The sequence below is a fragment of the Paenibacillus sp. UNC499MF genome (assembly GCF_900107975.1).
Classification (GTDB): domain Bacteria; phylum Bacillota; class Bacilli; order Paenibacillales; family NBRC-103111; genus Paenibacillus_F.
In genome coordinates this window covers 207,510-219,472 of the sequence record NZ_FNVF01000004.1, presented here as the reverse complement: position 1 = coordinate 219,472, position 11,963 = coordinate 207,510, and the positions used below count along the sequence as shown (strand labels likewise).

The 11,963-nt window shown below is 57.7% G+C and carries 11 protein-coding genes and 1 pseudogene; 1 reads left to right on the top strand and 11 read right to left on the bottom strand.

The features are described from left to right. Positions 1-83: 83 nt before the first annotated feature. The 4 genes from C4S74_RS11770 to C4S74_RS11755 form a co-directional block, all read right to left on the bottom strand. Positions 84-584: a hypothetical protein gene (locus C4S74_RS11770; RefSeq protein ID WP_103995518.1), complete on the bottom strand. Its 501-nt coding sequence runs from the start codon at positions 582-584 to the stop codon at positions 84-86. 160 nt (positions 585-744) lie between these two features. Further along, a complete protein-coding gene (locus C4S74_RS11765; protein ID WP_103995517.1) occupies positions 745-1,413 on the bottom strand; it encodes an MgtC/SapB family protein in 669 nt (222 codons plus the stop codon). 179 nt (positions 1,414-1,592) lie between these two features. Beyond that, positions 1,593-2,900, bottom strand: a complete 1,308-nt coding sequence (locus C4S74_RS11760; RefSeq protein ID WP_103995516.1) for a uracil/xanthine transporter — start codon at positions 2,898-2,900, stop codon at positions 1,593-1,595. Positions 2,901-2,902: 2 nt separating this feature from the next. Beyond that, positions 2,903-3,364: a nucleoside deaminase gene (locus tag C4S74_RS11755; RefSeq protein WP_103995515.1), complete on the bottom strand. Its 462-nt coding sequence runs from the start codon at positions 3,362-3,364 to the stop codon at positions 2,903-2,905. A 135-nt stretch (positions 3,365-3,499) separates the two neighbouring features. Here C4S74_RS11755 and C4S74_RS11750 point away from each other — a divergent pair, with 135 nt between their 5' ends. Continuing rightward, positions 3,500-4,378: a LysR family transcriptional regulator gene (locus C4S74_RS11750; RefSeq protein ID WP_103995514.1), complete on the top strand. Its 879-nt coding sequence runs from the start codon at positions 3,500-3,502 to the stop codon at positions 4,376-4,378. 12 nt (positions 4,379-4,390) lie between these two features. Here the strand turns inward: C4S74_RS11750 and C4S74_RS11745 are convergent, their stop codons facing one another. The 7 genes and pseudogenes from C4S74_RS11745 to C4S74_RS11715 form a co-directional block, all read right to left on the bottom strand. Next, on the bottom strand, positions 4,391-5,143 hold the full coding sequence (locus C4S74_RS11745) for a hypothetical protein (RefSeq protein WP_103995513.1): 753 nt from the start codon (positions 5,141-5,143) through the stop codon (positions 4,391-4,393). A 338-nt stretch (positions 5,144-5,481) separates the two neighbouring features. Next, a complete protein-coding gene (locus tag C4S74_RS11740) occupies positions 5,482-5,997 on the bottom strand; it encodes a hypothetical protein (RefSeq protein WP_103995512.1) in 516 nt (171 codons plus the stop codon). Positions 5,998-6,078: 81 nt separating this feature from the next. Further along, positions 6,079-7,218, bottom strand: coding sequence for an ABC transporter ATP-binding protein (locus C4S74_RS11735; protein WP_103995511.1), 1,140 nt, complete (start codon positions 7,216-7,218; stop codon positions 6,079-6,081). Positions 7,219-7,412: 194 nt separating this feature from the next. Further along, positions 7,413-8,408, bottom strand: a pseudogene (locus tag C4S74_RS11730) (ABC transporter ATP-binding protein); the annotation flags it as partial. A gap of 26 nt (positions 8,409-8,434) precedes the next feature. After that, complete coding sequence (locus C4S74_RS11725) at positions 8,435-9,280, bottom strand: ABC transporter permease (RefSeq protein WP_103995510.1); 846 nt, start codon at positions 9,278-9,280, stop codon at positions 8,435-8,437. A gap of 6 nt (positions 9,281-9,286) precedes the next feature. Further along, positions 9,287-10,237: an ABC transporter permease gene (locus tag C4S74_RS11720; protein ID WP_103995509.1), complete on the bottom strand. Its 951-nt coding sequence runs from the start codon at positions 10,235-10,237 to the stop codon at positions 9,287-9,289. Between the two features lie 58 nt (positions 10,238-10,295). Next, complete coding sequence (locus C4S74_RS11715) at positions 10,296-11,873, bottom strand: ABC transporter substrate-binding protein (protein ID WP_103995508.1); 1,578 nt, start codon at positions 11,871-11,873, stop codon at positions 10,296-10,298. Between the last annotated feature and the right edge of the window lie 90 nt (positions 11,874-11,963).

Here is an 11,963-nt window from a genome sequence, read left to right as displayed (position 1 = left end):
AAAGTGGCGGCCGGAAAACAAATCACCCCTGCAGGGAAGCGCATCCGCTTCACGCAGGGGTGATCTTTTTTATGCGAGACCTCTCAATAGTACGTAACCTCGCTCCGGGCTCCCAGCGGAAGCATTTCATAGAGGTAGCGCTGGACTCTCTCCTTGACCGCGTCGGTGACGGGAACCGAAGCCCGGGCTACGAAATGGACGGTACCCGTGACCGAATCGTACCGGCTGAAGGTAAAGCGGATGCTCGACGTGAACATGTCGTTCAGCGCCGCCGCAATGCGGTACTGGCTGGATTCCCGGGCCACCGCCGCTTTCCAGATCGTCTCCGGAAGCTCCTGGACGCGGGCCTGCGGAATGCCGTCCGCCTTGATCTGGTCGTAAGGTTTTACTTTAAAGCAGACATGAGGCAGCAAATAGCTCGAAGCGAATTCTTTTAAATGGGCAATGTCTTCCGCGGTTAGAAGGAGTTCTTCGTTCCACGCGTAGATGACCGCCGTATTTTTACCGTCTGTATGAACACGGACATATCTCAAATGAGGATAGCGCCGCTGAATCAACTGCTCGGCTAATAATCGGGTTCCCACCAGCCTCACCTCGGCGAAAAAGTTTGGATATCCGTTCTGCGAACGGTTGCAAGCGTTTCCGATGCCTCTGCTTCGGTTATGCAGTATATGCAGCGCGGACTTACCGCGTTCAAAACAAATACCGCCCTCCGGGATGGGGGACGGTATTGCGGCAGCATGCTTACTGAACTTCGATGGCAAGCAGGGCCGGGACTTCCCGAGTCAGACTCAGAAGCTCCTCCAGCCGGTACGTTTCGGGCAGCCTCACGGTGATCTCCAGAACAATCTCATCCGTTTCCTTGGCGGCATTGTCCATCGTAAAACTGAGTACCTTGATGCCCCGGCCCCGGACGGCCGCCAGAATCGTCTCCAGTGCGTCCGGCTCGTTAGCCAGACGTATGAACAAATGCTCGCTTTTCGGAGCCGCGAGCCAATTGAACCGGCCGTGCAGCACCTTCTGCGCAGCCAGGATCAGGAGCGTGACGCCGATTCCGAGCCAGTACATGCCGGCACCGACCGCCATCCCCACCCCGGCCGTTGCCCAGATGCCGGCGGCAGTCGTAAGCCCCTTCACCGTCTGCTTCTGCATGAAGATCATGCCGGCACCGAGGAAGCCTACACCGCTGACGACCTGCGCAGCCACACGGGAAGGGTCCAAGCCCAGATTGGGCCAGTCCAGCTGATCCTGAAAGCCGTATTTGGAAATCGTCATCATAAGCGCCGCACCCACGGCCACAACAAAATGAGTACGGATCCCCGCTTCCTTGGAGCGGCTTTTCCGCTCGTATCCGATAAGCGCTCCGCATATACCGGCGACAAGCACCCTCAACAAGTAATCGAATTGAACCATTGTCTCACTCCCCTGCCGCGTCTTTCAACGATAAGACGGCTGAATTTTAGAGGCCGGAGCCGTTAAACTCATCCGCTCTTAAGCGATTAAACCGCCGGATCTTCAGAATAAATCCGCCTTGGCGGTTTCCTGTTTATTACCCGGTTTCGGCGTCTGATTCCCAGCTTATGCGGTTTCTTTTAATCGTACCCCTTTTCCTTGGCGATATCCAGCTTTGTCCAGTTTACGCAGGTTTCCAGGATCAGGGACATCAGAATCCCCACTACCAGACCGTTGCCCGCAAGGGGCCGGATATAAACGGGCAGGGCCGAGAATACGACGGAGGGCGTGTTCATGATGCTGATGCCGAGCAGAATGGGCAGGGCCAGACGATAAATGGTTTTGGAATTGAATGCCGTCCCCTCCACAGAGCGGACCGCCGTACCGAACATCTGCAAATAAGCGACGAAAAGAACGGCGCTCCCGACACTGACCGGCAGGCCGGAAAACCACCCTCCGAGAGCCGGGATCAGTCCCAGCATGAGAAAAAGGCCGCCGCCGATGGCGAGAGCCTGCCGGTGCAGGATCTTCATGCTCTCCAGCAGCCCCATGGAAGAGGCGAACGTGCCGAACGGAATCAGGCCGAATACCGGTGTCAGCAAAGTCATGAGGCCGGTGATCGTAAACGACCGGCGGTACTGGCTCTCCGTGGCGGCTTCTCCGTACAGCCTCTCGGCGGCTTTCAGCGAAGTCACCGTGTTGGACATGTTGATGAAGCCGACGACGAAAGAAGCGGCCATAATTCCGGGATCCAGCCGGAGACTTCCCCATGGAAAAAGCTCGCGTACGGCCGCAGCATGTTCCGGCATGCTGCCGGGTGCCGGGAAGGTGAGGCCATATGCGGCCCAGCCCAGCAAAATGCCGAAAAGCATGGCAAAGTTGCTCACCCAGCCGCGCCCCTTCAAATAAACCGCCGCGACGAACAGCGCGATCAGCACCGACAGAAGGGCTACGGGCGGATTCATCCGCCCGTCTTCCCCGATGCCGAGCATGCCTGTGAAGAAATTCGCCATAAGCTGGGCGGACAGAAGAAACAGGGAAACGCTGATGACGACCGGGTTAAAGAGCTTGCGCAGAATACGCGCGAAACCGAGCAGCCCGAGGACGACCATCATCAGGCCGGACAGGAGATACCCGGCGGCAAGAGAACCGCCGACCGCCTTCATATCCGCGCCGCTTGCGGCGGCCGATGCGGCAATGCTGAGCGTGAAGCCCCACCAGACGCCCGCCGGACCGTCCATCAGGGCGAACCGGTGGCCCCAGTACGCCTGAAGTATGCAGGCGGCGCCGGTCAGCACGAAGGATACCTGCAGAGAGAAGGCAATCTGACCCGGCGGCAGCTGGAAGACATGCCCCAGCGTGAGCGGTACCACAATCGTGTTCGTCAGAATGAAGAACATCCATTGGAGGCCGGCCAGGGACATCTTGGGCGTTAACATCGCGCGCATGCTCAGGCCTGGCTCTCTTTCCATACCGCGTAGGGATGTTCCGGAGAATCCGGCTCCACGCGGACGAGCTGAACGACTCTTTTATCGGCAGGAAGCGCCAGTTGATCGTAAACGAATTTCGTGCTCATGCCGATTCGCGAAGCTTCCTCTTCCGTATAGGCGTAATAAAACGCCTTGAATTTGGCCCAATAGACGGCGGCCAGGCACATCGGACAGGGCTCGCCGCTGGCATACAGCTCACAATCGGATAAATCCGGCCGGCTCAGGACCCGGCTCGCTTCCCGTATGGCCTGGATTTCGGCATGAGCGGTAGGATCGTGCGTCTCCAGCACATCGTTGACGCCTTCCGCGATAATACGGCCGTCTTTTACAATTACGGCTCCGAACGGTTTGCCTTTTTTGTCACGCGTATTCGTGCATGCAAGCTCTACGGCCCGCTTTATAAATACATCGGTTGAATTCATCGGATAACTTCCCTCTTTCCACGATTCGGATTAAATGCGCCAGTTCCATGGTATCATGATGGGAAGTATATAAATAATATCAATAAAATTTGTTTCCTATATGATTTTCGTATGGAAGGAAGGAGACGATTAGTGTTGGATCTGAAACAACTGCATTATTTCAAAGCCATTGCGGAAGAAGGCCAGATTACGGCCGCCGCCAAAAGACTGCATATCGCCCAGCCCCCGCTCAGCCAGCAGCTGAAAGCGATGGAGGAAACGCTCGGCGCCCCTTTATTCCGCAGAGAGGGACGCAAAATGCTGCTCACCGAAGAAGGCCGGACCCTGTACAAGCATGCGGTCAAAATCATCGCTTCCATGGAAGAAGCGCAGGAAGAGATTCACGCTGTGCGCAGCGGCTGGTCGGGCAGGCTCTACATCGGGGTCAATACGCTGTCCGACGACCTGCTTCCCCGCATTTTGGGCGAATTCAGACAGAATCACCCCCAGTTTACGTTCAAAATTCATCAGAACGAATCGTCGCTCCTCTGCCGGCTGCTTAAAGATCAGGCCATCGACCTGGCCATTGTGCGCATGCCGCTTCCCCTGCCCTTGCAGGATTTTACGGTACATTATTTGCGTTCGGAGCATTACTTCTTCGTAACGGCCGCCGGTGACACGGAAGCGCAGAGCCCCATCACGTTCGAGCGGATCCGCGAGTACCCGCTCATTATTCCGAGCACGGAGGGGCTGGGGCTTCATCATATGATTCATGAAGAATTCGCGAAAAGGCGGCTCACGCCCGACATCGTGTGCGAATGCTCCGACATGTCCACTCTGCTCCAGCTCGTTTCCTCGGGTCTCGGAGCCGGAATCGTGCCGGAAACCGTGCTAAAGCTGCACCCCGGCCCGCTCCTGCGGTATATCCCTATCGAAGGGGATATCCTTCCGGCTCAATCCGCTTTGGTCGGTCTCAAGGACGGGTGGCTTTCGCGGGCATCCCAGGCGTTTATCGACGCTTACCGGAACTGGTAACTCGCGCCTGAATCACCTTGCCTGTCCGAGCGTCTCTTCCAGCCGCCGCTTCATGGCGTCCCGGTGATCGGCGAACTGCTTATGGCGGTGTCCGTTGGCCCCCGAAGGATGCGGAAACCCGTGCAGAATGCCGCACTGCCCGAGAAACCCTTCCTCTTCCATCAGATGCAGCAGGCCCTCCACCGTCCTGCCAAGCGGAATAATCAGCGCCCGGGGCTGCCGGTCCAGCTCTTCCTTCGTAAAGGCGACGGCCGTTTCCCGCAGAAATTTATTGGATAAGAGGGGCGGCTGGGCTCCCGTGTAGTTTTTTCCCTGTACGAAAACGGGGTACCTCAGCAGAGAAGTCGTGTGCAGCACAGTTCCTGTGCCCTGCGCGAACAGCTCCTCGCTCGAAGGAAGCCCCAGATAGCGGTGCAGTTCAAGCTCGTCCAGCATCGAAATGAGGTTGCGGCGCATACTTCCCGAAAACCTTGCCGCTTCCTTCGCCTTTCGGACGATCTCGCCTTCAGGCAGTCCTTGAAGCAAACCGGCCCTTGCCGTTTCGAAGGCCGTTTTCATCTGGGTCCAGCCCGGCGTAATCCCCACGATCACAACCCGGGCGGCCGGACGGATAAATTCGTTGTGGGGCGCGTAATACATGGCCAGCCGGCCGCTCCGCTTCATAAGAAAGTCGTCCGTGAGCAGGTCTTCTTTGGTAAGCGGGCGGTCCGCCGGCAGTGAAAGAATAGCGGGCTTGTACGTTTGGAACTCGCTTGTCGTCAGCATATCAGGCTGACCTCCTTTCTGAGAATGGGGGGGGGGGGAAGCGAATGTTGTTGCGGAATTCCTTTTTTGCGGTGAACCGGCCTAGTCCGACCGCCGCTGTGCGATTCCCCTGCTATCTGTGCTGCATTCTATCCGGCGGGTATTACCCATTGATGCCGTGAGAGCCACAGCCGGTTTGGCGAGTCAACGTTTTACGAGCGAATGTGTCAGGGCGGGATAAAACATGCAGCGAATCTGCTTCCTCCGGCAGTCTATACGGCAGCGAAGGTTGCGGCCCGCTTGCATCAATAAAAGGCCGGAACCCCGCATAACGCTCGGTTCCAGCCTTCGCTTGTGTATCAATCTCTCTCGGGCAAAAATTTAAGAAGAAGCGAATAAGTGCCGGTTTGTCCCGAGGCCGAGAGTGCGGGGGCATTCTCATTCACGGATGCCTGATCCGCCCCTCCTTCCGCTTCCAGCGACGCCTCCCGCAGAAGCCAGTTTGACGCCAATGAACCGCCGAGCAGCTCCGCCTCGTCCGCCGTCAGCGAGAGCCCGTCGATCCGGCCTACGGACGCGGTGAAATCCGTGCCGGTTTCCCGGCCGAGCCGTTCTTTGAGCCACGTCTGAAGCCCGCCGATCGTATTGAACTTCATCCGGTAGCCGTTTCGGATGCCTTCGGCAATTTGTTCGCCATGAGTCTCACCGTAAACGAAAAAATCCTCGTAGTCCGTATCGCTGCCGGAAGCTTCCTGCAGAGGCTTAACATCTCCGGACGCCGCGCTGGCCAGCAGCACCTCGTCGGAAAGCCCTAACCGGCGTACTCGTTCCAGCAGTATGGCCGTTTTTTGCGAAAATCTTGCCTGCGTCTCCATAGAACCACCTCTATTCGTATGCCGCCTGTTGGTGCCCGCGGCATCTTGGTTTATTTTCATTCCAGTTTATAGAAAAACCCGTTACTCATGCAAGTGGCAGGCCGCATAATGCCCCGGTGCAATCTCCCGCAGCTCCGGCTCCTGCACCGCGCATCGGCCTATCGCAAACGGACAGCGGGAGCGGAATTTGCATCCCGTTATCGTTTCCAGCGGACTCGGCAGATCTCCTTGCAGAATGCGTCCGCCTGCCGCAGCCGCCTTGGGGTCGGGAACCGGTATCGCGGACAGGAGCGCCTCCGTATAAGGATGAGCCGGATTCGTGTACAGCTCCTCGCTCGGGGCGACCTCCACCAGCTTACCGAGATACATCACGCCGATGCGGGTGGAAATATGGCGCACCATGGACAAGTCATGGGCGATGAACAAGTAGGTCAGCCCGAGTTCATCCTGGAGTTCTTCCAGCATATTGACCACCTGTGCCTGCACCGACACGTCCAGCGCCGAAATCGGCTCGTCGCACAGCACAAATTCCGGTCCGGCCGCCAGCGATCTGGCGATGCTGATCCGCTGCCGCTGGCCTCCGCTGAATTCGTGGGGGTAGCGCTCGGCATGTTCGCTCTTCAAGCCGACCTTGGCGAGAAGCTCAAACACGCGCTCACGCCGTTCCGCTCGTGAATAGGCGCTGTGAATCTCCATCGGCTCGGAGATCAGCTGGAGGACGTTCATACCCGGATTCAGCGAGGAATACGGGTCCTGAAAAATGGCCTGCATCCGCTTCCGGTAAGGCTTCAGTTCCTTCTCGGTCATAGCGGCCATGTCGCGGCCGTCATAGGAGATTTTCCCGGAAGTGACGTCGTGCAGCCGGATGATGCAGCGGCCCGTCGTCGACTTGCCGCAGCCGGATTCCCCGACAAGCCCGAATGTTTCGCCTCGGTGGATGCGGAAGCTGACGTCGTCGACCGCTTTCAGCTCCCGGGTGACACGCCCGAACAAAGATCGGGACGCCGGGAAATATTTTTTAAGCCCCCGGACGTCGATCAGCACGTCCCGGTCCGGGAGAAGGGAGCCGTCTGCCGGTTCCCGACGGACAGAGTCCGGGTCCGCTAAAGCAGCGGAGCGGCTCGCGGCCCCGGTTTTGCGGTCTTCCCCCGCGCCGAAATCCGTCCCCTTCGGCGCAGCAGGGCTCGCGTCTGAAACTGTCGTACCGTGCTTTCCGCTCATGCGTCTTCCTCCTTTCGCTTTGCGTCCACCCCTTGCGGCACGCTCCCGCTATCGGGGCTGCCGGGCTCTCCCGCCTGCGTGCCGGCGATCCGTACGTCTCTCTCCGGCGCCAGGCTCCGCTTCGCTCCCGGCAATCCGCGGCCTTCCGCCGCGAAGCCGAAACCCGCTCCGGCTCCGGCAGCAGCGGTATCCGCCTCTACGGGAGCCGCAGGCGAGTCTTCTCCCGCCTCTTCCCCCAACCAGCACAGCGAGCGGTGCCCCGGCTGGTTTTCGTAATACGGCGGGAGCCGCAGGCACTTCTCCATCGCATGGGGACAGCGCTCCATGAACGGGCAGCCCGGGGGCGGATCGAGCAGATTCGGCGGTGTGCCCTCGATAGGCACGAGCTTCTCCCGGGATGCGCCCCCCGCTTTCGGAATGGACCGCAGCAACCCCTGCGTGTACGGATGCCGCGGTGCCCCGAAAATGGCGTCCACCGGTCCCTCTTCCATCACCAGCCCGCCATACATGACCACGACCCGGTTACACACCTGCGCGACCACGCCCAAATCGTGCGTAATGAGCAGAACCGACGTCCCCGTCGTATCGCACAGATTTTTCATCAAATCCAGAATCTGAGCCTGGATCGTAACGTCAAGCGCGGTGGTCGGCTCATCGGCGATCAGCAGCTCGGGCCGGCAGGAAATCGCCATCGCGATCATCACCCGCTGCCGCATGCCCCCGCTGAATTCATGCGGGTACTGGTCGATTCTCTTCTCCGGCGACGGAATGCCGACCTCCCGGAGCAGTTCTACAGCCCGCTGGCGGGCCGCCTTGCGGCCGAGCTTCTGATGGCGGCGGATCACTTCGGTGAGCTGAGCCCCGACTTTGACAACGGGATTAAGCGAAGTCATCGGATCCTGGAAAATCATCGCCACCCGGTTGCCGCGGAGCTTCCGCAGCTCTTCTTCCGGCAGCCGCAGCGTATCCGCCCCCTGGAGCATCACCTCGCCGCCGACGATCTTTCCGGGAGGCTGAATCAGCCGGATCAGGGACTTGGCCGCCACGCTTTTGCCGCTGCCTGATTCGCCCACGATCCCGACCATCTCGCCCGCCTCTACCGTGAAGCTTACGCCCCGGACGGACTGCACCTCGCCTTCCCGGGTGAAGAACGAGGTTTTTAAATCACGAACCGATAATAAGGAAGCCATTCATCTCCACTCCGTTGCTGAAAAAGTTAGCGCCGGTTCACCTTCGGTTCGAACGCCGAACGGAACACATCACCCAGATAGTTGAAGCTAAGAACTGTCGTCAGAATGAACAGGCCCGGAAACAAGGCCAAATGAGGGCTTTCGCCCAGATAGCCTTTGGCGTTGTTCAGCATGCTTCCCCAGGAGGCATACGGCGGTCTTACGCCGAGTCCGAGAAAACTTAGCGCGGACTCCATCATAATCGTGCCCGCTATCGAAATGGTGGCGGCTACGATAATCGTCGGGATAATGCTCGGAATAATGTGCCGGGCGATGATCCGGAAGGTGCTCTGCCCGGATACCCGGGCATACAGCACATACTCTCTTTCTTTGACGGAAATGGTTTCCGCCCGCACGATCCGCGAGATATACATCCAGCTGAGCAGACCGATAATGAGAATGATAGTCGAAATACTCGGCTTTAAATAAGCGTTCAGAATAAGCATCAGGAAAAAAGACGGAATGGACAGCAGAATATCGACGCCGCGCATAATAAAGCTGTCTGTTTTGCCGCCGAAATAGCCGCTGACCGTGCCTACGGCCGTCCCGATAAAGACGGACAGGATCATCGACAGGAAGCCTACGCTGAGCGAAACCCGGCCTCCGTATAAGGCCCGCGCAAAATAATCGCGGCCGTTATCGTCCGTCCCGAACCAGTGCCCGGCACTCGGAGGCTGCAGCCGCTCCGTCAGTTGAATGGCATTCGGATCGTACGGGACGGCGAATGCGAATACCGCCGCCAGCGCGTACAGCGCCAGCAGGATCAGCGCCGCGAGGCCGGACTTCTGCCGGAGCAGCTGCGCCTTGAGCAGGCGCCATCTCATGGTGTTCATTCGTCCTCACCTCATCGTTTTTATTCGGGGATCAGCCAGGCCGTACAGCACGTCGGCCAGCAAATTACCGAATATGAGCAGGAAGGACGACATCATCGTCATGCCCATAATGAGCGGATAATCCAGACCGAAGACGGCGTTGATGCCGAGCGAGCCCATGCCGGGCCACGAGAAAATACTTTCTACAATAAAAGCGCCGGTGATGATCTCCGCAAAGGACAAGCCGAACAGCGTGATCACAGGCAGGAGCACATTCCTCAGAATATGGCGGAAAAGCACCGTGCGCCGGGTCGAGCCGTAAGCATACTGAATCTGGACATAATCCTCCTCCAGCTGACTGATCGTACTTGAGCGGATGTAGCGCATGAACACCGACACATGCGTGATGCAGAGCACCAGGCACGGCATGATACCGTGCTTGATGACATCCCAGGCGGAATGGACTCCGATCGTCCGCATTCCCATGCTCGGAAGCCAGTGCAGCTTGACGGTGAAGACATAGATCAGAATCAGCGCGAACCACAGGCCCGGCAGGGATATGCCGATGTACGACAGAAGACTGAGCACACGGTCCGCCAGCTTGTTTTTATACACGGCCGAAATCAGTCCCAGCACAACCGCGATCAGCAGAGATAACAGGAAAGCCGAGCCCATCAGCCCGATGGTGGCGGGAAGGCGCTCCACGATCAGAGTCAGCACGGGCCTGTGATTGTTGAGCGAGTAACCGAAATTGCCCGTCAGCACATTTTTCAGCCAGAGCAAGTACTGCGTATAAAGAGGCTGATCAAGCCCCATGTTCCGGCGGATCCGTTCCACATCCTCCGGGCTCATATTCGGCGTTACGAAAGAAAGTACGGGATCGCCGGGCGCCAGCCGGATCAGCGCGAACGAAACGATCGAAATAAAGAGCAGGATAGGTATCAACTGCAGGATGCGGTGCAGCACGTATTTTCCCAAATGAAATTCCTCCGTCAATGACGCCTGGTTGTCTTCGGTTCCGTCCCGGCTACCGGCATCACTTCATGTAGATTTTCGAGTAATCGTCAAACAGCACCACTTGTTTCGGCACCGCCTCTTCAAGACCTCCGAATCTCGCGTCCACCGCCACGATAGACTTGCCGTAAGCGATCGGGTACGTCGTGACCTCCTCGGCGGAAATTTCCTGAATCGTCTGGTAGAGCTTCGCGCGTTTGGCCGGATCCGTCTCCACGGCGGCTTTTGTCCACAGCGCGTCGAATTCGCTGTTTTTATAATGAGAATAGTTGTACGATCCGCTGCTGAGATAGAGCGGTTTGTAGGCATCGGGTTCGAAGCCCATGCTGTAGCCGCCGAAAGACAGGTCGTATTCCTTGTTGTCTTTGTTCAGGGCTTTCTTGCCCAGCGCCGCTCCGTCCAGGGGAATCAGCTCTACGGTAACGCCGATAGCTTTCAGCTTCTGCTGCAGATATAGCGACATGTTCTCTTCCGCCTTGCTGCCGTTGTAGTACGCGAAGCGGATTTTCAGTCCTTCGGCGCCGGCCGCTTTAAGCAGCTCTTTCGCTTTTTCCGGATTGTAGTCGTAACCCTTCAAGTCCTTCTGCTGGTATAAGGTATCCGGCGAAAAAATGGAAGAAGCCGGTTCCGCAAACTCCTGCGACGAAAAACCTGTCGTAATCAGTTCCTTCTTATCGAGGCCGTGCACGATCGCCTGACGGACTTCTTTCTTGTTCATGATCTCGATGTTCGTGTTGAATACCAGTGTCGTAACGCCGCCCGACGGGAACGTGATGACGTTCGCCTGACCGGTGCCCTTCACTTTGTTGTAGTCCTGGGGCTCGATCAGCATCATGTTGATCTCCCCGTTCTGAAGGGCAAGCACGGCCGCGCTGCTGTCCTTGGCCACGCGGTAAGTGATGCTGTCGAGCTTCGCTTTTCCGGCAAAATAAGAGTCGGACCGTTCCAGCGTCACGTATTCTCCCGGACGGTACTCTTTGAATTTAAAAGGCCCCGAACCTACCGGCTGATTATTTTTGGCGCTTTTCTCCAAATCGCTTTCTCCGGCAAAAATATGCTTCGGAATCGGAATCAGCTGGACCAGCGCGCCTTCGAATGCCGCCGTTGTCTGCGGGAGGAGGAACTCCACCGTCAGATCGTCGACTTTCTTCGCCTGAATCGGCTTGCCGTCCAGCACGAACAGACTGCGGAAATAGCTGTGCTGCTTCTCGTCCAGCACCTGCTCGAAGGAGAACACGACGTCGTCGGCCGTCAGCTTCTGCCCGTCATGCCACGTCAGGCCGCTGCGCAGCTTCAGCACGTACGATTTAAGGTCCGCGGAAGGCGTCAGGCTCTCGGCCAGCACGAATGTTTTCTTGCCGTCATTAATGCTGAAAAGCGGCGAAAACAGCGACTTGCCGATCGTCAGGGACATGCGGTCCCCGGCGTACAGGGGGTTGAACGTTTTCGGGTCATCCTTGATCGCCACGATGAGGCTGCCCCCGGTTTTCGGACCGGACGGGCTCTCGGCCCCTTCCGGACTCCCCGTCCCGCTGCAGGCGCTTACCAAGAGAAGAATGACGGACATGAGGACAACGGCCAAGCTTTTGGACCTTTTCATAAAAACCCCTCCAGATCAAAATTTAAAATACTGCAAATGTATGAAATCTTTTTGTTTACTTCTAAACCTATCTGTTTAGTCGGATAAATG

What these genes read in the sequence shown, in the direction of transcription:
- C4S74_RS11765 (WP_103995517.1), bottom strand. Translation starts at nt 1,413, where the DNA reads ATGGTTCAATTCGATTACTTGTTGAGGGTGCTTGTCGCCGGTATATGC.
- C4S74_RS11760 (WP_103995516.1), bottom strand. Translation starts at nt 2,900, where the DNA reads ATGCGCGCGATGTTAACGCCCAAGATGTCCCTGGCCGGCCTCCAATGG.
- C4S74_RS11755 (WP_103995515.1), bottom strand. Translation starts at nt 3,364, where the DNA reads ATGAATTCAACCGATGTATTTATAAAGCGGGCCGTAGAGCTTGCATGC.
- C4S74_RS11745 (WP_103995513.1), bottom strand. Translation starts at nt 5,143, where the DNA reads ATGCTGACGACAAGCGAGTTCCAAACGTACAAGCCCGCTATTCTTTCA.
- C4S74_RS11740 (WP_103995512.1), bottom strand. Translation starts at nt 5,997, where the DNA reads ATGGAGACGCAGGCAAGATTTTCGCAAAAAACGGCCATACTGCTGGAA.
- C4S74_RS11735 (WP_103995511.1), bottom strand. Translation starts at nt 7,218, where the DNA reads ATGAGCGGAAAGCACGGTACGACAGTTTCAGACGCGAGCCCTGCTGCG.
- C4S74_RS11725 (WP_103995510.1), bottom strand. Translation starts at nt 9,280, where the DNA reads ATGAACACCATGAGATGGCGCCTGCTCAAGGCGCAGCTGCTCCGGCAG.
- C4S74_RS11715 (WP_103995508.1), bottom strand. Translation starts at nt 11,873, where the DNA reads ATGAAAAGGTCCAAAAGCTTGGCCGTTGTCCTCATGTCCGTCATTCTT.